This is a genomic window from Mycobacterium sp. (genome assembly GCF_052145595.1).
GTDB lineage: Bacteria > Actinomycetota > Actinomycetes > Mycobacteriales > Mycobacteriaceae > Mycobacterium.
In genome coordinates, this window is sequence record NZ_JBKQOI010000046.1 from 1 (window position 1) to 24,067 (window position 24,067).

A 24,067-nucleotide genomic window follows, 5' to 3' on the forward strand; every position below is an offset into this window, starting at 1 on the left:
TCGGGTATCGACGAATCAGTGAATGCGACACGCCAATAATTCTGACTACATATCTAAGCCGGTTCACAGCCCTCTGTCCAGCTCAGGGATCAGATCACGCCCGAAAGCCGTCGTAACTTCGGTCTAGTCATGGCAACGACGTTGCCCGACGCGGCGATCGCGGCGCCGGGAGGTTACGACGAATCCGATGAGCAGCGTCGCCGGCGGCTGCGCACGGTGGTTGCCGCGAGCCTGCTCGGCACCACGGTGGAGTGGTACGACTTTTTCCTGTACGCCACCGCGGCCGGTCTGGTGTTCAACAAGGTGTTCTTCCCCAACGCCAGTTCCCTGGTGGGCACGCTGCTGGCGTTCGCCACGTTCGCCGTCGGGTTCGTCATGCGTCCGGTTGGTGGGCTGGTATTCGGGCACATCGGGGACCGGATCGGCCGCAAGCGCAGCCTGGCGTTGACGATGCTGATCATGGGCGCCGCCACCGCGTTGATCGGGGTGCTGCCGACCGCCGCGCAGATCGGGGTCTGGGCGCCGGTGCTGCTGTTGGTGCTGCGCATCCTGCAGGGTTTCGCCCTTGGCGGCGAGTGGGCGGGCGCGGTGCTGCTCGCCGTCGAGCACGGCCCCGCAGACCGGCGCGGCCGTTTCGGTGCGATCCCGCAGATCGGCTTGGCGCTCGGATTGGCACTGGGCACCGGCATATTCGCGTTCTTGCAAGTCGCCCTGGGCCAGGCCCGGTTTCTCGCTTTCGGCTGGCGGATCGGGTTCCTGCTGAGCCTGGTGCTGGTCGCGATCGGCGTCGTGGTGCGGTTGCGGGTCGAGGAAACACCGGCCTTCCTCGAGCTTCGCGACCTCGAGGCGAGGTCCACCGTGCCGCTTCGCGAGATCGTGCGCGAACCCCGTTCCCGGCGCAACACCGTGCTGGGACTGCTGTCACGCTGGGCCGAGGGTTCGGCGTTCAACACCTGGGGTGTTTTCGCGATCAGTTATGCCACCGGCGCATTGGGTTTCAACAAGGTGTCGGTTCTGGTCGTGGTGACCATCGCCGCGCTGCTGATGGCGGTGCTGCTGCCCGTGTCGGGAGCTTTGACCGACCGCTTCGGCGCGCGGCGGGTATATCTGGCCGGTGTGGCGTGCTATGGTGTTGTGGCCTTTCCCGCATTCGCCTTGTTCGGCACCAAGAATCTGGTCTGGTTCGGGCTGGCGATGATCATTGTGTTCGGCGTCGTGCACGCGCTGTTCTACGGCGCGCAGGGCACGCTGTATTCGGCGCTGTATCCCACCGGCACCCGCTACACCGGTTTGTCGTTCGTCTACCAGTTCTCGGGTATCTACGCCTCCGGTGTCACCCCGATGATCCTGACCGCACTGATCGCGGTCGTTGGGGGAACGCCGTGGCTGGCGTGCGGATACCTGGTTGCGACGGCGGTAATCAGCGTGTTCGCCACGGCGCTGATCCGCGAGCAAGACCTGCATCTTTGAGCCGGCCGGCGGCGAGCCTGCGCTGAGCGCGTGGTTTCGCCGCGTCCGGCGCTCTGTGCGCAGGCTGGGCGCCGTCACCGCAGGCTCGACGGCGAGACGGACTCTCGCGAGCCTGCCGCCCGGTGGTGCCCCGCCCGCCGATGTGCTGTGGTTAATCACCAGCACTACGTGGTGGGGCAACGCCGGAAGGGTCCGGGAGATGGCGAGTCGTGGGTAGCACTTCGCAGCTGCGCCCGGGGCTATCGCAGCGGCAGCTCAGCATGATCGCTCTCGGCGGTGTGATCGGCGCCGGACTGTTCGTCGGGTCCGGCGTGGTGATCAAGGACACCGGACCCGCCGCGTTCCTGACCTACGCCCTCTGCGGTCTGCTAATCGTTCTGGTGATGCGGATGCTGGGCGAAATGGCCGCCGCCAACCCGTCGACCGGATCGTTCGCCGATTACGCGGCAAACGCCCTGGGCGACTGGGCGGGGTTTTCCGTCGCCTGGCTGTATTGGTACTTCTGGGTGATCGTGGTCGGGTTCGAGGCCGTCGCCGGCGGAAAAGTCCTCAACTACTGGTTCCACGCGCCGCTGTGGCTACTGTCGCTGGGCCTGATGGTGCTGATGACCGCGACGAACCTGTTCTCGGTGTCATCCTTCGGCGAATTCGAATTCTGGTTCGCGGGAATCAAAGTCGCGACGATCGTGATCTTTCTCATCGTCGGCACGGTTTTCGCACTCGGATTCCTGCCGGGCCATCACACGGATTTCTCCAACCTCACTTCGCACGGCGGGTTCTTCCCAAAAGGCGTCGGGGCGGTCTTCGCCGCCATTGTGGTGGTGATCTTCTCCATGGTGGGCGCCGAAATCGTCACCGTCGCCGCCGCCGAAAGTCAGGACCCGGAACTCGCCGTCCAGCGAGCGACGCGATCGGTGGTCGCGCGCATCGGGATCTTCTTCGTCGGGTCGGTGTTTCTGCTCGTGGTGATCCTGCCCTGGAATTCGATAGAGCTGGGTGCCTCGCCGTACGTCGCCGCGCTCAAGCACATGGGCCTTCGCGGTGCGGATCAGGTCATGAATGCGGTGGTGCTCACGGCGGTGCTGTCCTGCCTGAACTCCGGCCTGTACACGGCGTCGCGCATGCTGTTCGTGCTCGCCGACCGGGGCGAGGCGCCGGCGCGGCTGATCAAGCTCAGTCGGCGCGGCGTCCCGCATATCGCCATCTTGTGCTCGTCGACGATCGGCTTCGGCTGCGTCATCATGGCGTGGGTCGCGCCCGGCACGGTGTTTCTCTTTTTGCTCAATTCGTCGGGCGCCATCATCTTGTTTGTCTACTGGCTGATCGCGCTGTCGCAAATCATCCTGCGCCGCAGGACGCCCGAGGAAAAGCTGCGGGTGAAGATGTGGTTCTTCCCGGTGCTCTCGATCCTCACACTCGCCGGAATCACCGCCGTGCTGGTGCAGATGGCGTTCGACCGCACGGCACGCAGTCAGCTCTGGCTCAGCCTGCTGTCCTGGGCGGTGGTGATCACGATGTACGTTATCGCCCGGGCCCGCGGCCGGATCGGTGTTGGGCGCGAAATCCCTTCGGAGGGATAGGTATTCAGCCCGTTTTGGTGAACAACACCGCCTGCTCGAACGGCATCCGCGCGAAAACCGGTCGCCACCCGCGCGCGACGTGCGGCGCCGCCTCGGCCCGGGAAACCACTCGCGGGTCTGCGATGCCGAAACTCTTGCCGTAACGGCGCATCCGCCCGCCTCCGGCGGCGGTCAGGTTCTTCAGCCAGTCTCGGTCGGGGCCGTAGGTCAGCAGGATCGCCACGGCGGGCTTGCCGTCGACCTCGGCGCTGAACACGGTCACCGGCGTGCGGTAGGCCTTTCCGGAGCGCCGGCCGACATGCTCGACGATGCCGAACGTTGGGGCCCTGCCGGCCCACATCCGCTGGATGGGGTTGGTGACGTGCCGGTTGAATCGAGCGAGCCGTTGAGGAAGTTGCATACCACCATTCAACTCGCAGGCACCGGCCGACATCAACCCGTGCGGCGCGGCGCGGGCAGCAGCGCGCGTGCCAGCCGAGCTCCCCGAGACGGCGTCGGGCGCCACGGCTGCTCCTCGTCTGAAGGCCACGCGTAACAAGGGATTTCACCGCAAAGTAGCTGTCGCAGATCGGGAAGGCCCAGTTCGCTCGCCGACCAGTCGTAGAGGCGCTCGAGCCGAGGTTGAACGACCCCGACATCGAGCAGGTGCCCTATTCCATGTTCAGCCCGCAGGTAGGGCATGAGGTCATCGCCGAGCGGGTAGCGGTCGGGAAGCACCCGCGACAGCGACAGGAATATCCCGGTCATGCCCAATCGCGGGTCACCGAGTGGTCGGCCCGCGAAGGCCAACCGGCCCAGCGCCAGCCGGGGCGCGGCGACCAACGCGTGAGCGTAGAGAACCCGCATCAACACCAGGTTGATGAAGAAGCGTTCGACGCGGGATTCGCCGGAGGCGAGGTGCTGGTGTTCGAGGTATGCGCTGACCACGCTCATGTTGTGCGCCCGGTACCAGCTCCGTGCGGTTGGCCGACGGATGAACTCCAGCCAGGCGGCGGCCGTGGCAGAACTTGGTGATCCTGGACTGCCGAAGGCCAGGGCGCGGGCTTCGCAGCCGTCGTAGAGGAGGCGTTCGTTGATCGCTCGCCACCATGGGCTCCCCGGGGTAGGCGAACCGACTGGGTTGAGGAGTCCTCGGTGCAGTTGCCATCCCATGAACGCCGACGCGGCCTGGCGGAAGGGCAGATAGCCACGGTCGACGCGGGATGGGACCCGGTAGGAGGCCCGCATCAGTGCGAGCCGCGCGCTCGGATCGTCGCGGACCGCGCCGACCTTGTCGAGCGCGACGGCGGCGGCCGTCTGCCCTGTCACAACTCGATTGTCGATGATGGCGACTCATTTGGCTTGTGCTTCACCATGCCACGGGCAGTTCGTCGAGTCCGCCGGCCAGCACATCACGGCGCACCGCCAGTGTTGCCGGATCAACCGTCAGCTGCATGGATGGGAATCGTGGAATCAGTTGGGCGAATACCGTTTTGAGCTCGATTCTCGCCAAGGGTGCGCCGATGCAATAGCGCGCCCCGTATCCGAAGGTGAGGTGGGGTGATTGTTTGCGGCCGAGATCCACGGCGTCCGGGTCGATGAAGACCGCCGGATCGTGATTGGCGGATCCGATATCCAGCAGTACCAGGTCTCCGGCGCGGATCATGACGCCATCGATCTCGACGTCCGTGCGCGCATAGCGCGGAATGCCGGCGATGCCGGTACCGCCTCGCGTCGATGCCCGGAACAGCTCCTCGATCGCGTTGGGAATCAGGGCCGGGTTTTCCGAAAGCTCTTGCCAAATGGGTGGATTGGTCAGCAGCAGTAGTGCGTCCAATCCGATCTGCACCACGGTGGTCTCATGTCCGGCGAACAACAGGTGCATGGAGCTGGCGGCGGCCTCCTCGTCGGAGACCCCGTCGGTCGCACACAGCCGTGATATCACATCGTCGCCGGGATGGGTGCGTTTGTGCTTGATCAACTCGATGCCGTAGCGGTACAGCTCAGCCAGTCCGCGCTCGGAGCGAACGTGATCGCACACGTTGGCGGCATCCGTTGTCCAGGTACGGAACTGGTCGCGGTCGGAGTAAGGCACTCCAAGCAGCTCGCAGATCACCAGAATCGGTAACGGCAGGGCCAATTTCGCGTGCAGGTCAGCGGGCGGTCCTCCCGCGTCCAGGTCGTCCAGCAACCCCGCCGTCAGTGCCTCCACATTGGCTATCAGGGTCCGCAGATGTTTGGGTGCGAAGTGCGGTTGCAGCAGGGCCCGCATCTGGGCGTGATCGACCGCTTCGGTGTCGAAATCGCCCAGCGGGCCCCCGAACAGCGCTGATTCCCCACTGCGCGCCGCGGCCGCGGGTCGCGGGTGTGACCGGCCCAGCCGGTCGTCATCGAGCAGTTCGCGTACGTGGGTGTAGCTGGTGACTAGCCAGGCTTCGTGACCCACCGGGGTGCGAACGCGATGGATTGCACCGCGCGACCGCAGCTCACGCAGTGCGAGTGGGACTTCGAGTGGATGCGTCTGTCGGAAGGGCAATTGCGGCAACTGCGTTGATGTCGGCACCACGCCCTCCAAGTATAGGCCTACTTGTATTAGACGGCATATACAATGGTATTTGTAAAATGCACCTTTGACAAGAAGGGGTCGCGGGTGACGACTGCGAAAGCTGCGCCGACGCGGCGGATGCCGCGCGCCCAACGCCGTGAACAGATTCTTGGTGCTGCCACTCGCGCGTTCGCCCGCGCAGGATTCGCGAACACCGGACTGGATGTCATCGCCGCCGAGGCCGGCGTCACGCCGGTGATTCTCTACCGGCATTTTGCCTCGAAGGCCGACCTCTACCGGGCGGTACTCGAATCCGCCGCTGCCCGGCTACGCGAGGTTGTCGGGACAGACACCTTCGACGACACCAGCATCCCGGCACTGCTACGAGCCGCGTCGGCCGACCCGGCCGCATTTCGGCTGCTGTTCCGCTATGCCCCGCGCGAACCCGAATTCCTGGACGTCATCGACACCTTTCGATCGACGGCGACCGAGATTGCCCACCGTAATCTCGCCGACATCCCCGACGACCGATGGCGCAGCTGGGCGGCGGAATTACTGCCGACGCTCACCACGGACGCCGTCATCGCCTGGCTGGACGCCGGCCAGCCCGACCCCGATCAAGCAGCCGTGCGCATCCGTCACGTCGTCGACGCGGTGATCAACGCCACGCACAACCACTGATCAACTACGACCACCGGTCCATGGCGGGTGTTCTCTTACACCCTGTAGTTGAGCGGGCCGCTGCGGCTGGAACACTAGTCGTCATGGGCAGTACTGACCGGGCGACCGCGCACGCCGGGGCCGCTACAAGGGCTACAGCGGCGTCGGCGCGGCTGTTCGAGGACGCCTGCACGGTCATTCCCGGCGGGGTGAACTCCCCGGTGCGCGCCTTTACCGCGGTAGGTGGCACTCCGCGGTTCATCACCGGGGCGCGCGGATGCTGGCTCACCGACGCCGACGGCAACCGGTATGTGGATCTGGTCTGCTCTTGGGGGCCGATGATCCTGGGCCACGCCCACCCGGCCGTTGTCGACGCCGTCGCCAAGGCCGCCGCCTCAGGCTTGTCCTTCGGGGCGCCGACGCCGACGGAAAGCCGGCTGGCCGCCGAGATCATCGGGCGGGTGGCGCCCGTCGAGCGGATACGGCTGGTGAATTCCGGCACCGAGGCAACGATGAGCGCGGTCCGATTGGCCCGCGGGTTCACCGGTAGGGCCAAGATCGTCAAGTTCTCCGGCTGCTACCACGGCCACGTGGACGCGTTGCTCGCCGACGCGGGTTCGGGGGTGGCGACGCTGGGTCTGCCGTCTTCGCCCGGGGTGACCGGGGCGGCGGCGGCCGACACGATTGTGTTGCCCTACAACGACATCGCCGCCGTGCACCAGACATTCGCCCGATTCGGCGACCAGATCGCCGCGGTGATCACCGAAGCCAGCCCCGGCAACATGGGGGTCGTCCCCCCGGCGCCCGGCTACAACGCGGCGCTGCGCGCGATCACCGCCGAGCACGGCGCGCTGCTGATCATCGACGAGGTGATGACCGGTTTCCGGGTCAGCCGAAGTGGTTGGTACGGAATCGATCCGGTCGCAGCCGACCTGTTCACCTTCGGCAAGGTGATGAGCGGCGGATTGCCGGCGGCCGCGTTCGGCGGGCGCGCCGAGGTGATGGAGCGGCTGGCGCCGCTGGGGCCGGTGTATCAGGCCGGCACTTTGTCGGGTAACCCGGTGGCGGTGGCCGCCGGCCTGGCGACGCTGCACGCCGCCGACGACGCGGTCTACGCCACGCTGGACGCCAACGCCGACCGCCTGGCCGGCCTGCTATCAGAGGTGCTGACGAAAGCCGGTGTGCCACATCAGATTCCGCGGGCCGGCAATATGCTCAGCGTGTTCTTCTCCGAAACGCCGGTGACCGACTTCGCGTCCGCGCGGGCGAGCGCGACCCGCCGTTATCCACCGTTCTTCCACGCCCTGCTCGATGCGGGCGTCTACCCGCCGTGCAGCGCCTTCGAGGCGTGGTTCGTCTCGACGGCGCTGGACGACACCGCGTTCGACCGGATCGCCAGCGCACTGCCCGCGGCGGCAGCCGCAGCGGCCCGGCAGGGGGAATCCTGATGACTGGGCAAACCCGGGTCCACGTGGTGCGACACGGTGAGGTGCACAACCCCACCGGCGTCCTCTACGGGCGGCTGCCCGGATTCCACCTCTCCGAGAAGGGCAGGGCGCAGGCGGATGCGGTCGCCGACGCGCTGGCCGACCGCGACATCGTCGCCGTCATCGTTTCCCCGCTGGAGCGCGCCCAGGAAACCGCCGCGCCCATCGCCGCAAAGCACGACCTGTCGGTGGACACCGACCCCGACCTGATCGAATCGGAAAACTACTTTCAGGGCCGGCGCGTCGGCCCCGGCGACGGCGCGTGGCGCGACCCGCGGTTCTGGTGGCAGCTGCGCAATCCGTTCACCCCGTCGTGGGGCGAGCCCTACGTCGAGATCGCGGACCGGATGGCGACGGCGGCGGACAAGGCGCGAGCCCGCGGCGCGGGCCACGAGGTGGTGTGCGTCAGCCACCAGCTGCCGGTATGGACGCTGCGGCTGCACCTGACCGGCAGGCGCCTCTGGCACGACCCGCGGCGACGGGAATGCGGGCTCGCCTCTGTGACCACTCTGGTCTACGACGGCGACCGTTTGGTCGGCGTCGAGTACTTCCAACCGGCGGACGCTTGACCATGTGGCGGCTGGCAATGGCCGGGGTAATGTTGGCGACCCTGCTGGTCGGCTGTTCCGGTCGCGATGCGGTAGCCCAGGGCGGCACCTTCGAGTTCGTCTCCCCCGGCGGCAAGACCGACATCTACTACGACCCGCCCGCGAGCCGCGGCCGCCCGGGCCCGCTGTCCGGGCCGGACCTGGCGGATCCGGCGCACACGCCTTCGCTGGACGATTTCGCCGGCCAGGTCGTCGTGATCAACGTCTGGGGGCAGTGGTGCGGGCCATGCCGGGCGGAGGTCAGCCAACTGCAGCAGGTGTACGACGCCACCCGGGCGTCCGGGGTGTCCTTCCTCGGCATCGATGTCCGCGACAACAACCGCCAGGCGGCCCTCGATTTCGTCGATGACCGCCACGTGACCTTCCCGTCCATCTACGACCCGGCGATGCGCACCCTGATCGCGTTCGGCGGCAAGTACCCCACCACCGTCATCCCGTCCACGCTGGTGCTGGACCGCCAGCACCGGGTCGCGGCGGTGTTTCTGCGCGAACTGCTGGCTCAGGATCTGCAGCCCGTGGTGCAGCGGGTAGCCCAAGAATCTGCGGCGGGCCAGGCCGCGCCGGGGCGGCTGGATTCACCGAGATGACCGGCTTCGCGCAGATCGCCGCCGCCGGGCCGCTGCTGGTGGCGCTGGGCGTGTGCCTGTTGGCCGGGCTGGTGTCGTTCGCCTCACCGTGTGTGGTGCCGCTGGTACCCGGCTATCTGTCGTACCTGGCCGCCCTGGTTGGGGTCACTGAGGGAGAGGCGCAGCCCGAGCCGGGCGCGATCAAAGCCCCGCCGGGCGCCAGGTGGCGGGTCGCGGGATCGGCGGCGCTGTTCGTCGCCGGGTTTACCACGGTGTTCGTGCTCGGCACCGTCGCCGTCCTCGGCATGACCACCACGCTGATCACCAACCAGTTGCTGCTGCAGCGGATCGGGGGGGTGCTGACCATCGGGATGGGCCTGGTGTTCGTGGGCCTCATCCCGGCCCTGCAGCGCCAGGCCCGGTTCAGTCCGCAGCAGTTGACCACGGTCGCGGGGGCGCCGGTGCTCGGCGCGGTGTTCGCGCTCGGGTGGACGCCGTGCCTGGGGCCGACGCTGACGGGGGTGATCACCGTCGCCTCGGCCACCGAAGGCGCGAACGTCGCACGCGGAGTCGTGCTGGTGATCGCCTACTGCTTGGGGCTGGGCATCCCGTTCGTGTTGCTGGCGTTCGGCTCGGCGGGTGCGGTGGCGGGCCTGGGCTGGCTGCGTCGGCACACCAGGGCCATCCAAATCTTCGGCGGCGCGTTGCTGATCGCGGTCGGCGCCCTGCTGGTCACCGGCGTATGGAATGACTTCATCTCCTGGCTGCGCGACGCGTTCGTGTCCGACGTGAGGTTGCCGATTTGAGTGCGCCAGGGGACGCGCGAGCAGACGCAGAATCGCCCAAAACACCGCGTTTTGGTGCGATTCTGCGTCTGCTCGCGTTAGTGGTGGCAGGGCTCGTGTCCAAGGCCCGCAACACCTGGCGCGCGCTGACCTCGATGGGCACCGCGTTGGTGCTGTTGTCCTTGCTCGCGCTCGGTGCGATACCCGGTGCGCTGCTGCCGCAGCGCAGCCTCAACGCCGGCAAGGTCGACGACTACCTGAGAGCCCATCCGCTGATCGGCCCGTGGCTAAACGCGGTGCAGGCCTTCAACGTGTTCTCCAGCTTCTGGTTCACCGCTATCTACGTGCTGCTTTTCGTGTCCCTCGTCGGCTGCCTGACCCCGCGGATGATCGATCACGCCCGCAGCCTGCGCGCCACCCCGGTGGCCGCCCCGCGCAACCTGGCCCGGTTGCCCAAGCACGCCAGCGCGCAGCTCCCCGCCGGCCCCGATGAGCTGAACACCCTCGCGAACACCATTACCAGGCGGCTGCGCGGCTGGCGCACGGCCATCCGCCACCCGGACAGCAGCGTCCCCGAAGCAGTGGAGGTGTCCGCGGAGAAGGGTTACCTGCGCGAATTCGGCAACCTGGCCTTTCACTTCTCGTTGCTGGGCTTGCTGGTCTCGGTGGCCGTCGGCAAGCTGTTCGGCTACGAGGGCAACGTCATCGTGATCGCTGACGGCGGCCCCGGCTTCTGCTCGGCATCGCCGGCCGCGTTCGATTCGTTCCGCGCCGGCAACACCGTCGACGGCACGTCGCTGCACCCGGTTTGTATACGGGTCAACGACTTTCAGGCGCACTACCTGCCGTCGGGGCAGGCCACCTCGTTCGCCGCGGATATCGACTACCAGGCCGGCCGCGACCTGACGACCAACAGCTGGCGGCAATACCTGCTGGAGGTCAACCACCCGCTGCGGGTCGGCGGCGACCGGGTATACCTGCAGGGCCACGGCTACGCGCCCACCTTCACCGTGACGTTTCCGGACGGGCAGACGCGCACGTCGACCGTGCAATGGCGGCCCGACAACCCGCAGACCCTGCTCTCGTCGGGTGTGGTCCGTGTCGACCCGCCGGCCGGCAGCTATCCCAACCCCGCCGAGCGCCGCAAACACGAGATCGCGATCCAGGGCCTGTTGGCACCGACCGAGCAGCTGGACGGCACCCTGCTCTCGTCACGGTTCCCGGCGCTCAACGCCCCGGCGGTGGCCATCGACGTCTACCGCGGCGACACCGGCCTGGACAGCGGGCGGCCCCAGTCGCTGTTCACGCTGGACCCGCGGCTGATTGAGCAGGGCCGGCTGACCAGGGAGAAGCGGGTCAACCTGCGTGCCGGCCAAGAGGTCCGGCTCGACCAGGGCCCGGCGGCCGGCACCATCGTCCGCTTCGACGGGGCGGTACCATTCGTCAACCTGCAGGTGTCCCACGACCCGGGCCAGAGCTGGGTGCTGGTTTTCGCGATCACGATGATGGCCGGACTGCTCGTGTCGCTGGTGGTGCGCCGCCGCCGGGTGTGGGTCAGGCTTACTCCGGCGGCCGATACGGTGAACGTTGAAGTGGGCGGCCTGGCGCGCACCGACAACTCCGGTTGGGGCGACGAGTTCGAGCGGTTGACCGGGCAGTTATTGGCCGGACTCGCCGAGCCCGACGCCGCTGACCGGGCTCAAACCGGCATGCCGCCCCCAGCGTCCAGAAGGAGTTCTCAGGTGGACGTCAAATGAATACCCTGCACGTCAACATCGGCCTGGCGCGCTACTCGGACTGGGCGTTCACGTCGGCCGTGGTGGCCCTGGTAGTCGCGTTGCTGCTGCTGGCCTTCGAGCTGGCTTACGTCGGCGGCCGCCACGCCGATCAACGCGCGCAGGTGCTGGCCGGGTCGGTGGCCGCCGACAGCACCGTCCCAGGCATCGTCGAGGACATTGCCGAGCGGCCGTTCGTCGAGCGCGTCGGGCGGGCCGGGCTGGCCGTGGTCTACCTCGGCATCGGGTTACTGCTGGCGTGCATCGTGCTGCGCGGCCTGGCCACCGTGCGGGTGCCCTGGGGCAACATGTACGAGTTCATCAACCTGACCTGCTTTTCTGGGCTGGTCGCGGGCGCGATCGTGTTGCGTCGCCCGCAGTACCGCCCGCTGTGGGTTTTCCTGCTGGTGCCGGTGCTGATCCTGCTCGCCATTTCTGGCCGCTGGCTCTACACCAACGCCGCCCCGGTGATGCCCGCGCTGCAGTCGTACTGGCTGCCCATCCATGTGTCGGTGGTCAGCCTGGGTTCCGGGGTGTTCCTGGTCGCCGGCATCGCCAGCATCCTGTTCCTGCTGCGCACGTCGCGGCTGGGAAACCCCCACGCGGAAAACACCGCCGAGGGCGCTGAGAGCGCGCTGGCCCGTGTGGTGCGGCGGCTACCCGACGCGCAGACGCTGGACCGCATCGCCTACCGCACCACGATCTTCGCGTTCCCGGTGTTCGGTTTCGGGGTGATCTTCGGTGCCATCTGGGCCGAACAAGCCTGGGGCAGGTATTGGGGCTGGGATCCCAAGGAGACGGTTTCTTTTGTCGCGTGGGTGGTATACGCCGCATATCTGCACGCCAGGTCGACCGCGGGATGGCGGGACAGGAAGGCGGCCTGGATCAACGTCGCGGGGTTCGTGGCCATGGTCTTCAATTTGTTCTTCGTTAATCTGGTGACTGTGGGCCTGCATTCCTATGCGGGCGTGGGCTGACAATTAGCAGGCGACCCGAGTAACACACAAGAAGGGGGAGTGCACGTGTCCGAACATCCAACGACGGGCGTGGGGGCGCCCGAACAACCGACCACACAGATGCCTCCTCAGCAGCGTCCCGCCGAACCGCCGGCAGAATCGGGCGCCGAGGCGCCGACCCGCGCCTTCGCCGGATTCCGCACCGAGCGCCGGGTCCCCGGGTCGGAGAGGCGAGAGACGGCACCGCCCATGGCATCCGCGCCCGCGCGGATGCCGCCCTGGGATCCCACACCGGTCACCGGCATCCCGCGGGTCGACCCGACGGCATTCGGGGCCTATTACAACGGCCCGGGCGAGGCGCCTCCCGCAGAAGCCCCGGCAGCCCCGTATCGCCCCGAGTACCTGCCGCACACGCCCTACCCGGAACTGTCCACCGGCATGCTGCTGCGACCGGTCAAGCCGCCGCCATCGGAGGGCTGGCGCCGGATGCTCTACGAGCTGTCCGGTCACCTGATCAACCTGGGGGAGAGCCCCCGGGCCGCCCGCTACAACAACCTGGTGGCCCAGGTCAACCGGCCGCTGCGGGGTTGCTACCGGGTCGCGGTGCTGTCGTTGAAGGGTGGCGTGGGCAAAACCACCGTCACCGCGACGCTGGGGTCCACGTTCGCCTCCATCCGCGGCGACCGGGTGGTGGCCGTGGACGCCAACCCCGACCGCGGCACTTTGAGCCAAAAGATCCCGCTGGAAACGGCGGCGACGGTGCGTCAGCTGCTGCATGACGCCGGAACCATCGAGCGCTACAGCGATGTCCGCCGTTACACCTCGAAGGGCCCGAGCGGACTCGAAGTGCTCGCGTCGGAAAGCGATCCGGCCGTATCGGAGGCGTTCGGCGCCGACGACTACAGCCGCACCCTGGACATCCTGGAGCGGTTCTACGGCCTGGTGCTCACCGACTGCGGCCCCGGGCTGCTGCACTCGGTGATGTCGCCGGTGCTGGAGAAGGCCGATGTTCTGATCGTGGTCAGTTCCTGCTCCATCGATGGCGCGCGCAGCGCTTCGGCGACGCTGGACTGGCTGGACGCGCACGGCCACGAACAGCTGGTCCGCAATTCGATCGCGGTCATCAACGGGGTGCGGTCGAGGACGGGCAAGGTCGACATGAACAAGGTGATCGATCACTTCTCCCGCCGCTGTCGCGCGGTGCGGCTGGTCCCATTCGACCCTCATCTCGAAGAGGGCGCCGAGATCAGTCTGGACCGGTTGCGACAGGGGACCCGCGAAGCGCTTACCGAGCTGGCGGCCGTCGTCGCCAATGGGTTCCCCGGCGACCAGCGCAACCCGGGCCTGGTCTGAGGGGCTTAGCGAGGGTTTTAGCGAGGGTTGTTGTTAGTCGTCGTGACCTAACCGCCGCAAGAAATCGGGATCGTCATCGGGGCCGATGACGCGAGTCTTTGCCCGGTTGGCCTGTGAACGCGCTGCGCGCCAGCCAACGTAGATCAGCGTCCCCAGGACCAGGACGAGCAGCAGGTAGAGCACTCAACACCTCCTTTGAGCGAATATACCCGCGCCGTAGGCTCGAGTTGTGTCGGAAGGGCCTAGCGACAACAGCACTGGAGAGCGCGCCGGAAATCGCGTAGTCGTCGAGGTTTCGCTCTATGCGGCCGCGCGGTTGCTGCTCGCCGTCGTGCTCACCGGTGCGATCTACGGGATCGCGCGATTGCTGGGTGTCACCCAGTTCCCCATCGTCGTCGCCGTGTTGTTCGCTCTGATCATCGCGATGCCCCTGGGCATCTGGCTGTTCGGCCCGCTACGGCGACGCGCTACCGCCGCCCTTGCGACGGCCGGCGAACGTCGGCGCCGGGAGCGCGAACAGCTGCAAGCCCGGCTGCGCGGCGAGGCGGTATCCGACGAGGGGGCCGGCCAGGACGGACACCACGGTCAGTGAGCCAGCGCCAGCGCTGCCGCCACCGCGATCGCCCACACCACCATCGCCAGCCCGGTGTCACGCAGCACCGGGATCAGCTCGAGCCCGCCGCGACCGGATCGCACCGGGCCCGCGGCGCGCAACGCCAGCGGCGTGGCCACCAATCCCATGGCGCACCATGGCGTCGACACCATGAGCACCAGCGTCAGGACTCCGGCGGTTGCCAGCAGCGCCTGGTAGAGGACCCGGGTGCGGGCATCGCCCAGCCGGACCGCCAGGGTGATCTTGTGTGACCGCGCGTCGGTGGGGATGTCCCGCAGGTTGTTGGCCACCAACACCGACGACGACAGTGCGCCGATCGACACCGCCAGCACCAGTCCCACCCAATCCACCCGCAACGCCTGGGTGTATTCGGTGCCGAGCACGGCGACCAGGCCGAAGAACACGAACACCGCGACCTCGCCAAGACCCGCGTAGCCGTACGGTTTCGACCCGCCGGTGTACAGCCAGGCTCCGGCGATGCAGGCGGCGCCGACCACGATCAGCCACGGCGCGCTGAGCAACGCCAGCGCCAACCCCGCGACCGCGGCAACCGCCAGACTGGTCACCGCCGCGGTCACCACCGAGCGCGGGGTCGCCAGCCGCGAGCCCACCAGCCGCACCGGTCCGGCACGGTCGTCATCGGTGCCGCGAATGCCGTCGGAGTAGTCGTTGGCGTAGTTGACGCCGACGATCAGCGCGACCGCGACGGCCAGCGCCAGCAGCGCTTTCCACCACACGGCGGAGTGCAGCCAGGCCGCAGCGCCGGTACCCGCGACGACGGGTGCCACCGCATTGGGGAGCGTCCGGGGCCGCGCACCCGAGATCCACTGCGAAAAACTGGCCACCAAAACATCCTGCCAGGATGTGGGCCTGGGATGTCCGGGCCCCGCACCCGCGGTCGAACGAGGGCCATGCACAACAATGGGCGGATGCTCGGAGTGATCGGCGGCAGCGGCTTCTACACCTTCTTCGAGTCCGCCAAGGGCCCCGTCCGCAACATCAACGTGGACACCCCGTATGGCGAGCCCAGCGCCCCGGTCACGATAGGCACCATCGGCGAACACGAAGTGGCTTTCCTGCCCCGGCACGGTGCGGCCCACCAATTCTCGGCGCACACCGTGCCGTACCGGGCCAACATGTGGGCATTGCGCAAGCTGGGGGTGCGGCGGGTCTTCGGCCCGTGCGCCGCCGGCAGCCTCGACCCCGAAAACGGCCCCGGCGCCATGGTGGTGCCCGACCAGCTGGTCGATCGCACGAACGGCCGCGCCGACACCTACTTCGACTCCGGCGCGGTCCACGTCAACTTCGCCGATCCGTACTGCCCGACGTTGCGGGCCGCGGTCACCGGCCTGCCCGACGTGGTCGACGGCGGCACCATGGTGGTGATCCAGGGGCCCCGCTTTTCCACCCGGGCTGAAAGCCGGTGGTTCGCCTCCGCCGGGTTCAGCCTGGTCAACATGACCGGCTACCCGGAGGCCGTGCTGGCCCGGGAACTCGAAATATGCTATGCGGCAATCGCTTTGGTAACCGACCTGGATGCCGGTGTCAGCGTCGGCGACGGCGTGAAGGCCGTCGACGTGTTCGCGCAATTCGAAAGGAACATGGAACTGTTCAAGGAACTGGTGCGCGCGGCGATCGGCCGGGTCGCCGTCGAACGCGCGTGCACGCACTGCCTGCCGCACACCGGCGTCACGTTGCCGGTGGAGCTGCCATGAGGGTGCTGCTGACGGGCGCTGCCGGTTTCATCGGATCGCGGGTGGACGCGGCGCTGCGGGCAGCGGGTCACGACGTGATCGCCGTCGATGCGTTGCTGCCCGCCGCGCACGGCCCGGACTCGGAGTTACCGCCGGGGTGCCGACGGGTCGACGTCCGCGATGGCGAGGCGCTGGCCCCGCTATTGGACGGTGTGGACCTGGTGTGTCATCAGGCGGCGATGGTCGGTGCCGGCGTGAACGCCGCCGACGCGCCCGCCTATGGGGGCCACAACGATTACGCCACCACGGTCTTACTCGCGCAGATGTTCGCCGCCGGGGTGCGCCGGCTGGTGCTGGCGTCGTCGATGGTGGTCTACGGGCAGGGCCGCTACGCCTGCCCCGACCACGGACTCATCGACCCGGTGCCGCGGCGGCGCGCCGACCTCGACGCTGGGATCTTCGATCACCGCTGTCCGGTCTGCGGGCTCGACGTGACGTGGCTCTTGGTCAACGAGGATGCCGCCCTGCGACCGCGCAGCCTGTATGCGGCCAGCAAGACCGCTCAGGAGCATTACGCGCTCGCGTGGTCGGAGGCGACGGGCGGCTCGGTGGTGGCGCTGCGCTACCACAACGTCTACGGCCCCGGGATGCCGCGCGACACCCCCTATTCCGGGGTGGCGGCGATCTTCCGTTCGGCACTGGAAAAAGGCCAGCCGCCGGAGGTTTTCGAGGACGGCGCGCAGATGCGGGACTTCGTCCACGTCGACGACGTGGCGGCCGCCAACCTCGCGGCTGTGTCGTCAGCGGCCGACCACGATGGCTTTACCGCCGCCAATGTTTGCTCCGGGCGGCCCATCTCGATCCTGGAGGTGGCGACCGCACTGTGTCAGGCACGCAGGGATTCCAGTGGTTCCGTGTCCCCGGTGATCACCGGCCAATACCGCAGCGGGGACGTGCGCCATATCGTCGCCGATCCCGCCCGGGCCGCCGAGGTGCTGGGTTTCCGTGCGGCCGTCGACCCGCGCGACGGGTTGCGCGAATTCGCCTTCGCGCCTTTGCGTTGACGTGTGCTACGTCGAGTCGTGCGGCGGCCGGAAGATCCCGGGCTTCGGGACGGGTATCTGCCGCGTGGCAGAGTCCCTGTTTTCCGGGCCGCGGAAGATCCGGGGCGAGCGGGCGAGCTGCGGTATTGCGGTGGTGGGCGATTCCGGAGCGGGGGCGCGGGTCGGGATGCGGGTCGTCGCCGCGGCCGACGGCGGGGGAGTGTGGCCGACCGGGATGCGCGTCGTCGCCGCCACCGAGTGCGGCTGGGCGCCCGGCGGGACGGCGCGCTTGCGGGCGGCGCGGCGCCGTTGGCGCCGCAGGCGTCGACCGCTGAGCTGGCCCGTGATGATGGCGGCGATAAGGATGCCCAGGGCCAAACCACACAGCACCACGTCGAAGGTGCTGGTGATCTGCTGGGCCAGATCGTTTCCATAGACCGGGTTTTGGGCCGCTCCGGGGGATTCCTGGAACCGCGGTGCCAGGGCGACACCCACGACGACGCGAGAAATCGTCAGGGCGGCGACGAGCCCGCACAGCGACGAGATCAGTCTCGTGGACACCGAGTCGTTGCCCAGGTTGATGCGCAGCCAGATCGCAAGCGCTGCGGTAGCCAGATCGAACGCGGCCAGCACCATGGTGTCGTATCGCGAGAACGGGTAATTCAGGCTCACCGCCACGATGAGGTCGGTAATTCTCATAATCGTCGACCCCAGGCACCAAACGATGATGAGCAGCAAGCCATTTCGCGCCGCCGCACGCCAGGCATTTTCGTCGGTCGATGAGGTGTTCCGGTATGCGAAAAGTCTCGGCGGCGCCAAAATCGCCGCGGCCGCCGCCCACGCCAGGTAACCCTCGTAACCAACTCCGGCCGTCGACGTGTTCTGCGCTATGCCGTGGAAGGCGTCGATGTCACGGCCGACGGGAAGGCCCCACACGAGGATCCCGGCGACCAGTGTCGATGTCCCGAGCGCGATGGTCGCGAGCTGGGAAGCCTTGGTGCTGCGCACCAGCCACCTGGACGCGACCAGGACGGCAACCAACGCCACCACCCCGTAGACCACCGCCGTCGCGATGACCGCGATGTTCTGCTTGCCGAAATCAGACGAACCGCCCGTGCTTTGCAGCGCGAATCTCACCCGCCAGAACAGGTTGAAGCCGAAGCTCAGCGCCGCACCCACGATCGACGCGTAGCCGATGATCCGGACGGGCCTGACTGTGTCATCCGCGTCGTCCGGTGCCTTAGGACCAGTGGTCACCGGTTGCGCGCCCAGCAGTGAGCCGGCGATCCCCAGCCATGCCCCGGGGCCGACCCCGCCCGGGACGTTCACCGTGCCGCCGAATCGGACCGTCTCGAACACGTCGAACGCGACGAAGCCGAGGACCAGCAGCGCGTAGGGGATGTTAAGCGCCAGACGAAGCCGCCCGGCCAGCGCGGGATTGAACCGCGCGCTCGACGACCTCCAGGAACCGGCCACGGCGATCGAGATCAGGGACAGCAACGTCGCGGCGAACAGCACCGCCAACACGGCCTTGTTGCTGCCAAGGATCCCCAAGCCGAAATACAGATTCCACGGCAACAACAGCGCGACGACGAGCAGGGCGGCCGCGGTCAGGTCGCGGGCGATGTTCCACCGCCGTGTCGGCGTCGGCGCCGCATTCTGGTGGGGGCCCGGTGACGGGCGCTGCATCTGCCCGCGGATGGGGCCGGTAGGGGCGTCGTCGCTGCTCTGGCTCACGGTTCCCCCGGGATTTCGAGGACGGTCACTGGCGGCGCAACTTCGGTTGCGAGGCGGGGGAACCCCCTGCCGCGCCGACTTCGTTGCTCACTTGGAAACATAATCTCCGTTCGGACGACGCGGCTGTCGCCCGAATGACTGTTACTGCCGACGGTATCGCAGTGTAATGATGCCGGGACATGCTGGTTTGGGGTAGCCGGCCGAAGGAGAGTCGGGATGGACGTCGTTTTGGGGGTTGCGGTCACAGGCCCCCGTGCCCGCTTGGCGCTTGTCGGCTCGGGCGCACAGGGTGCCGACGTGATTGACGAGTCTTTCGTCGACCTCGCCGACCATCCCATCGAGAAGTTGACCGAGACGGTGGTCGGGACGAATCGGTTGCTGGCCGACGAGAACCACCGGCTTCTCGCCACGCGACTGTGCTGGTCGGATCCGCAACGAGCCGACCGGTTGCGGCGGGCATTGGAAGACTCCGGTGTCCAGGACGTCGCGGTGCTGTCGGAATCGCAGGCCGCGACGGCTTTCTCGGGGGCGGGACGCTCCCTGTCGAGGGCGCCGGTTCAGGCCGATGACGACCCGACCGTCACGCTGGCCCGTGGCGCGGCCATGGCGGTGGGGCTCGCCGGAGACGCCACCGGCATGGCCCCCACGGTCGGGTTGGCCGGAGACGCGACGGGCATGGCCCCCACGGTCGGGTTGGCCGGAGACGCGACGGCGATGGCCCCCGCGGTACAGGGAACGCACCCGGCCGGCCAGGTGGGACCCGACTTGGCGTACTCGATGGCCGGCGATTCCGACCTGCTTCCGATGGAGTGGCTGACCGAGCCCGAAGACGACGAGGAGGCCAAAACCGGCCCCGTAGGGCTCAGCTCACGACGGCTGGCCGCGACGGACGCGGTGCTGGGCATCGCGGTCGCCGGTTCGATCGCGCGTTTGGCGCTCGTGGGGCCCGTCGGCGGGGGTTACGCGGCGATCAAGCACTTGGTGATTGAGCTACCGATCCAGCCGTTCGAAACATTGATCCAGACCGTGGCCGGCGTCCAGCAGTCGCTGGCCGACGAGGGCCGCCATCTGGTTGCCACCCGGCTGTACTCGCCCGATCACGGACAAGCGGAAGCGCTTCGCCAAGCGCTGGCCAGTTCCGGGGTTCACGACGTCGGGCTGGTTTCCGAGGCGGGCGCGGTGAAGGCGCTGCTGCAGACCGTCTTTCGCGGTGTCGCGCTGCCCGGTGCTGTCGCGCTCGTTGTCACCGCCGAGGCGGCGACTTTATTTGCGCTGGGCGCCGCTGCCGTCGCGGACGTCTTGGCCACCGTGGCGCTGGAGGGCGTGGACGCCGCCGCCGCGGCCGTCGACATGGTGCTGGAGTGGCTGCAGTCCGCGCCGTTCGCGGTGAGTGCTGCGTATGTGCTGGGCACCTTAGCTGATCTGACCGCCCTCGCCGACCAGCTTCGCGCCAGATCGCCGCTGCGGGTGGAGGTTTTAGAGCGTCCCGACTTCGCGTTCGCGCGCGGTGCGGCGCTGGCGGCGGGGCTGGCGCCCTTGACGCCCCAACCCCCGATCACGTCGGGAGCGGCTACCGCGATGGCGCCCGCGGCTGCGCTCGCCGGAGAGGAGACCGCGTTCGCGCCCGCGGCCGAGTCGGCTGCGGAGGAACCGCAGCTGGCGTACTCGCAGGCCGGCGAGGGCGAGCCACCCGTGCTGGACGAGTTCGCCGGCGAGTACGACGACGTTGACGACGCCGAACCCGGGACCGGCCGGGCGCCGCTCAGCAGACGGTCATTAGTGCTCGGCAATGCCGTCATCGCGTTCGCGGTTATCGGATTCGCGTCGCTGGCCGCCGCGGTGGTCATCGCCGTTCGGCCGGCCGCGAGTCAACAGCCGGTGGTGGGACACCAGAACGCCCAGCCCGGAAAGTTCATGCCGCTGCTGCCGACGCAACAGCAGGCGCCGGTGCCAGCGCCCCCGGTGGATGCGCCGAACGCGGGATTCCAGGGCGGCGTCATTCCGGACTCCAACGGCTACATTCCGCCGCAGCTGACGCAGGGCGGGACGGAGCCGGTTGCCCCGGCGCCTCAATCGCCGGGCGTGCCGGGCTTCGTGCCCAACCCGAATGGGCCAATCCCGATCCCGATCATCATTCCGTTCCCAGGCTGGCGGCCACCGTACCCAGGCTGGCAGCCACCGTATCCAGGCTGGCAGCCACCGATAGGGCCCACGACCACGTTCCCGACGCCCACTACTCCGCCCACGACACCACCGCCCACCACGGTGCCCACGACGCCGCCCAGCACGGCGCCGACCACACCGCCGAGCACGGAGCCGACGACGCCGCCCACGACGGTGGCCCCGAAGCCGACGACCGCCGCCCCGACGACCGTCGCTCCGAAGCCGACGCAGCAGCCCACGCAGCAGCCCACGCAGCAGACCGTGGCTCCCAAGCCGCCGGTTCAGCAGCCCCAGCAGCCCGTGGCCCCGAAGCCAACCACCGCCGCCCCTCACCACTGATTCCGGTCCCCGCCTAGTGTCGGATGGCATGCCCGACGACGCGGTCACGGTGGTGCTGCCCTGCCTCAACGAGGAGGAGTCGCTGCCTTCGGTGCTGGCAGCAATTCCCGCCGGCTATCACGCGCTGGTGGTCGACAACAACAGCACCGACGACACCGCGGGGGTCGCCAGCCGCAGCGGCGCCCGGGTGGTCGCCGAACCCCGGCCTGGGTACGGCTCGGCGGTGCACGCGGGCGTGGTGGCCGCGACGACCCCGATCGTGGCGGTCATCGACGCCGACGGCTCGCTGGATGCCGGTGACCTGCCCCGGCTGGTCGCCGCACTCGACCAGGGCGCCGACCTGGTGATCGGCCGGCGCCGACCGGTGCCGGGACTGCACTGGCCCTGGGTCGCCCGGGTGGGCACCGTGGTGATGAGCTGGCGGCTGCGTGCCCGCCACGGCCTACCCGTGCACGACATCGCGCCGATGCGGGTGGCCCGACGGGAGGCGCTGCTGAGCCTGGGTGTCGTCGACAGGCGGTCGGGGTATCCGCTGGAACTGCTGGTCCGTGCGGCGGCCGCCGGCTGGCGCGTCGTCGAGCTCGACGTCAGCTACGGTCCCCGGACGGGCGGCAAGTCGAAGGTCAGCGGTTCCCTGCGGGGCAGCATGACCGCGATCCTGGACTTCTGGAAGGTGATTTCTTGAGCGTGCTGCCGGTGACCCTGCTGGTGGTCGCCAAAGCGCCGGAACCCGGCCGGGCCAAGACGCGGCTCGCGGCGACGGTCGGTGCCCGGGTCGCCGCAGAGATCGCCGCCGCCGCGTTGCTGGACACGCTGGACGCCGTGGCCGCCGCGCCGGTGGCGGCCCGGGTGGTGGCATTCACCGGCGACCTGGACACCGCCGCGGGCGCCACCGAGATCCGGCGACGCCTGGAGTCCTTCACTGTCATTCCGCAGCGCGGTGACGGCTTCGCCGACCGCCTCGCCAACGCACACGCCGACTCGGCTGACGGGTATCCGGTGCTGCAAATCGGGATGGACACCCCGCAGGCGACCGCCGAACTGTTGACCGATTGCGCCCGCCGCTTGCTCGACGCGCCGGCCGTGCTCGGGTTGGCGCACGACGGCGGCTGGTGGGTGCTCGGGGTGGCGACCCCGACGATGGCCGAATGCCTGCGCGGCATCCCGATGTCTCAATCCGATACCGGGGAACTCACGTTGAAGGCGTTGCGTAACAACGGTATTGACGTAACCCAGGTGCAACGGCTGACTGACCTCGACGTCGTCGACGACGTCGCCACCGTGCGCGACGCCTGCGGGCCCGCCAGCCGCTTCGCGCGGGTCACCCGCGCGGCCGGACTCTGAGGCCGGCTACCAGTTCGTGACCATGACGGTGTTCACCAGCAGGGCTCCGGCGGCGTTGAGCGCCAGCCACAACCGGTGTGACCGCACCGGCAGCAGTGCGGGCGCCGCGGTGAGCCAGATGGTGAACGGCAGCCAGATCCGTTCCACCTCCGCCTTACTCAGCATGCTCAAGTCCGCCCAGGCGATCGCGGCCAGCATTGCCAGCAGCAGCAGATGAAAACCGGAGCGGCGACGGATGGCGGCTAAGTCGAAGACGCGGCTGATCCCGGCGACGCTACCCAGTCCGATCGCACACACCACGCACGCCAGGTTGGCCCAGCTCCAATACTGGAATGGCCGGTATTTGGCGATTCCCTGCCAATAGCGTTGCTGCACAAGGGCATAGCCGTCGAACCAGTAGAACCCCGCGACGGCGAACGTCACCGCAACGGCCACCGCGGCCAGCGCCGCCGGGCCGAGCACCCGCAGCACCGCCCGCCAATCGGAGGCGGACACCAGCACCGCCAATGCCGGCAGCCCCATCAAAATCAGGCCGTAGCTGAGGAAAACGCCCCAGCCCAACAGCAAACCGGCGCCGGCAGCAACCAGCGCGGGGAACCGGACCGCGCGGTGCACCGCCACGGCCAACAACGCGATGCCCCAGGCCATGACGCCGGCGAAGTACCCATCGGCCGACACCGCGACCCAAATCGCCGTGGGTGCTACCGCGACGAACGGCGCGGCCCGCCGCGCGGTCTGCTCGTCGGCCAGCGCGCGGACGGCGACCAGCACGGCCGCCGCCGCGCTGGAGCCGGCCAGCAGGCACAGCAGGCCGGCCCAGGCGCCGCCGTGCAGGCCGATGCGGTCCAGACATACGAACGTCAGCAGCGCACCCGGCGGATGCCCCGAGACATGGGTGACCCAGGAATTGGGTTGATAGTCGAGAATCCGGCTGGAGAACGTGCGCACGGCGGCCGGAATGTCGGTGATGCTGGGCACCTGCGACAAATACTCGTCCCTGGTGGTCAATCGTCCGGCGAAGCCGCGTTGCCAGCCGTCGATCATCGCCAGGGCAAACGCCCACCCGCAGGCGGTGGTCCAGGTGCCCAGCGTCAGTACCCGCCACGAAAGACGTTGTGCCACAGCCGGTCCCCAGACCACAGCGGCCGCGGCGATGAGAATGGCCGGCCCGGTTCCCCAGCTGGCGTGGATCTCCCACGCCCCGAAGATCGGTGAGGCGCCGGTGTGCGTGCCGAATCGCTCCTGGCCGACATCGAAGCGCGGCCGCACACCCCAGTGCAACCGCGGCAGCACGAACGCCGCCGCCACCAGGACGACCCCGACCGCGACGGCTGATGACTCTCGCCATGCCTGCCGTCGGGCAATCCTCA

23 protein-coding genes and 1 pseudogene are annotated in these 24,067 nt (G+C 68.4%); 17 read left to right on the forward strand and 7 right to left on the reverse strand.

From position 1 onward, the window contains the following. Positions 1–129 precede the first annotated feature (129 nt). Together ACLP4W_RS02835 and ACLP4W_RS02840 are read left to right on the forward strand one after the other, a co-directional pair. On the forward strand, positions 130–1,470 hold the full coding sequence (locus ACLP4W_RS02835) for an MFS transporter (protein ID WP_442383925.1): 1,341 nt from the start codon (positions 130–132) through the stop codon (positions 1,468–1,470). A gap of 209 nt (positions 1,471–1,679) precedes the next feature. Then, positions 1,680–3,050, forward strand: coding sequence for an amino acid permease (locus tag ACLP4W_RS02840; RefSeq protein ID WP_442383927.1), 1,371 nt, complete (start codon positions 1,680–1,682; stop codon positions 3,048–3,050). Positions 3,051–3,054: 4 nt separating this feature from the next. Here ACLP4W_RS02840 and ACLP4W_RS02845 read toward each other — a convergent pair whose 3' ends face one another. From ACLP4W_RS02845 to ACLP4W_RS02855, 3 genes are read right to left on the reverse strand one after another with little or no spacing between them, the layout of a single operon-like run. After that, a complete protein-coding gene (locus ACLP4W_RS02845) occupies positions 3,055–3,450 on the reverse strand; it encodes a nitroreductase family deazaflavin-dependent oxidoreductase (RefSeq protein ID WP_442383929.1) in 396 nt (131 codons plus the stop codon). Positions 3,451–3,482: 32 nt separating this feature from the next. Continuing rightward, the gene (locus ACLP4W_RS02850) at positions 3,483–4,358 is read right to left on the reverse strand and encodes a hypothetical protein (protein WP_442383931.1); all 876 of its coding nucleotides are present in this window, start codon (positions 4,356–4,358) and stop codon (positions 3,483–3,485) included. A gap of 40 nt (positions 4,359–4,398) precedes the next feature. Beyond that, complete coding sequence (locus ACLP4W_RS02855; protein ID WP_442383979.1) at positions 4,399–5,523, reverse strand: cytochrome P450; 1,125 nt, start codon at positions 5,521–5,523, stop codon at positions 4,399–4,401. A 156-nt stretch (positions 5,524–5,679) separates the two neighbouring features. On the opposite strand from ACLP4W_RS02855, the gene ACLP4W_RS02860 reads away from it, so the two are divergent. The 8 genes from ACLP4W_RS02860 to ACLP4W_RS02895 all read left to right on the forward strand — a co-directional run bounded on the left by ACLP4W_RS02860 (position 5,680) and on the right by ACLP4W_RS02895 (position 13,764). Then, complete coding sequence (locus ACLP4W_RS02860) at positions 5,680–6,255, forward strand: TetR/AcrR family transcriptional regulator (RefSeq protein ID WP_442383933.1); 576 nt, start codon at positions 5,680–5,682, stop codon at positions 6,253–6,255. 83 nt (positions 6,256–6,338) lie between these two features. Beyond that, on the forward strand, positions 6,339–7,682 hold the full coding sequence (hemL, locus tag ACLP4W_RS02865) for a glutamate-1-semialdehyde 2,1-aminomutase (RefSeq protein ID WP_442383935.1): 1,344 nt from the start codon (positions 6,339–6,341) through the stop codon (positions 7,680–7,682). Beyond that, a complete protein-coding gene (locus ACLP4W_RS02870) occupies positions 7,682–8,290 on the forward strand; it encodes a histidine phosphatase family protein (RefSeq protein WP_442383937.1) in 609 nt (202 codons plus the stop codon). Before hemL ends, ACLP4W_RS02870 begins: the two co-directional genes overlap by 1 nt. 2 nt (positions 8,291–8,292) lie before the next feature. Continuing rightward, positions 8,293–8,916 (forward strand): TlpA disulfide reductase family protein, encoded by a 624-nt coding sequence (locus ACLP4W_RS02875; RefSeq protein WP_442383939.1) that lies wholly within the window; start codon positions 8,293–8,295, stop codon positions 8,914–8,916. Then, a complete protein-coding gene (locus ACLP4W_RS02880; protein WP_442383941.1) occupies positions 8,913–9,701 on the forward strand; it encodes a cytochrome c biogenesis CcdA family protein in 789 nt (262 codons plus the stop codon). Before ACLP4W_RS02875 ends, ACLP4W_RS02880 begins: the two co-directional genes overlap by 4 nt. Before the next feature lie 134 nt (positions 9,702–9,835). After that, positions 9,836–11,437 (forward strand): cytochrome c biogenesis protein ResB, encoded by a 1,602-nt coding sequence (locus ACLP4W_RS02885; RefSeq protein WP_442383981.1) that lies wholly within the window; start codon positions 9,836–9,838, stop codon positions 11,435–11,437. Next, positions 11,434–12,432, forward strand: coding sequence for a c-type cytochrome biogenesis protein CcsB (ccsB, locus tag ACLP4W_RS02890; RefSeq protein ID WP_442383943.1), 999 nt, complete (start codon positions 11,434–11,436; stop codon positions 12,430–12,432). The genes ACLP4W_RS02885 and ccsB overlap by 4 nt, the downstream gene beginning before the upstream one ends. Before the next feature lie 45 nt (positions 12,433–12,477). After that, a complete protein-coding gene (locus ACLP4W_RS02895; protein ID WP_442383945.1) occupies positions 12,478–13,764 on the forward strand; it encodes a MinD/ParA family ATP-binding protein in 1,287 nt (428 codons plus the stop codon). Between the two features lie 33 nt (positions 13,765–13,797). Here the strand turns inward: ACLP4W_RS02895 and ACLP4W_RS02900 are convergent, their stop codons facing one another. Next, complete coding sequence (locus tag ACLP4W_RS02900; protein ID WP_442383947.1) at positions 13,798–13,947, reverse strand: hypothetical protein; 150 nt, start codon at positions 13,945–13,947, stop codon at positions 13,798–13,800. A 46-nt stretch (positions 13,948–13,993) separates the two neighbouring features. Between ACLP4W_RS02900 and ACLP4W_RS02905 the strand changes: the two genes are divergently transcribed. After that, on the forward strand, positions 13,994–14,356 hold the full coding sequence (locus ACLP4W_RS02905; protein ID WP_442383949.1) for a DUF4229 domain-containing protein: 363 nt from the start codon (positions 13,994–13,996) through the stop codon (positions 14,354–14,356). Here ACLP4W_RS02905 and ACLP4W_RS02910 read toward each other — a convergent pair. Continuing rightward, a complete protein-coding gene (locus ACLP4W_RS02910; RefSeq protein ID WP_442383951.1) occupies positions 14,350–15,222 on the reverse strand; it encodes a 1,4-dihydroxy-2-naphthoate polyprenyltransferase in 873 nt (290 codons plus the stop codon). The two genes, ACLP4W_RS02905 and ACLP4W_RS02910, sit on opposite strands and share 7 nt — an antisense overlap. 84 nt (positions 15,223–15,306) lie before the next feature. Here ACLP4W_RS02910 and ACLP4W_RS02915 point away from each other — a divergent pair, with 84 nt between their 5' ends. After that, entirely contained in the window at positions 15,307–16,092 is a 786-nt protein-coding gene (locus ACLP4W_RS02915) for an S-methyl-5'-thioadenosine phosphorylase (RefSeq protein WP_442383953.1), read from the forward strand. Continuing rightward, entirely contained in the window at positions 16,089–17,135 is a 1,047-nt protein-coding gene (locus tag ACLP4W_RS02920; RefSeq protein WP_442383955.1) for an NAD-dependent epimerase/dehydratase family protein, read from the forward strand. Before ACLP4W_RS02915 ends, ACLP4W_RS02920 begins: the two co-directional genes overlap by 4 nt. Before the next feature lie 6 nt (positions 17,136–17,141). Here ACLP4W_RS02920 and ACLP4W_RS02925 read toward each other — a convergent pair whose 3' ends face one another. Continuing rightward, positions 17,142–18,803 carry a DUF7937 domain-containing protein gene (locus ACLP4W_RS02925; RefSeq protein ID WP_442383983.1) on the reverse strand — a complete coding sequence of 554 codons (1,662 nt, stop codon included), beginning with the start codon at positions 18,801–18,803 and terminating at the stop codon, positions 17,142–17,144. 264 nt (positions 18,804–19,067) lie between these two features. Between ACLP4W_RS02925 and ACLP4W_RS02930 the strand changes: the two are divergent. The 4 genes and pseudogenes from ACLP4W_RS02930 to ACLP4W_RS02945 all read left to right on the forward strand — a co-directional run. Next, positions 19,068–19,577, forward strand: a pseudogene (locus ACLP4W_RS02930) (hypothetical protein); the annotation flags it as partial. Between the two features lie 150 nt (positions 19,578–19,727). Further along, the gene (locus tag ACLP4W_RS02935; RefSeq protein WP_442383985.1) at positions 19,728–21,353 is read left to right on the forward strand and encodes a hypothetical protein; all 1,626 of its coding nucleotides are present in this window, start codon (positions 19,728–19,730) and stop codon (positions 21,351–21,353) included. A 28-nt stretch (positions 21,354–21,381) separates the two neighbouring features. Then, entirely contained in the window at positions 21,382–22,038 is a 657-nt protein-coding gene (locus tag ACLP4W_RS02940) for a glycosyltransferase family 2 protein (protein WP_442383957.1), read from the forward strand. Continuing rightward, positions 22,035–22,697, forward strand: a complete 663-nt coding sequence (locus ACLP4W_RS02945) for a TIGR04282 family arsenosugar biosynthesis glycosyltransferase (protein ID WP_442383959.1) — start codon at positions 22,035–22,037, stop codon at positions 22,695–22,697. The genes ACLP4W_RS02940 and ACLP4W_RS02945 overlap by 4 nt, the downstream gene beginning before the upstream one ends. Positions 22,698–22,703: 6 nt before the next feature. On the opposite strand, the gene ACLP4W_RS02950 is transcribed toward ACLP4W_RS02945, so the two are convergent. After that, positions 22,704–24,062 (reverse strand): hypothetical protein, encoded by a 1,359-nt coding sequence (locus ACLP4W_RS02950; protein ID WP_442383987.1) that lies wholly within the window; start codon positions 24,060–24,062, stop codon positions 22,704–22,706. Positions 24,063–24,067: the final 5 nt, after the last annotated feature.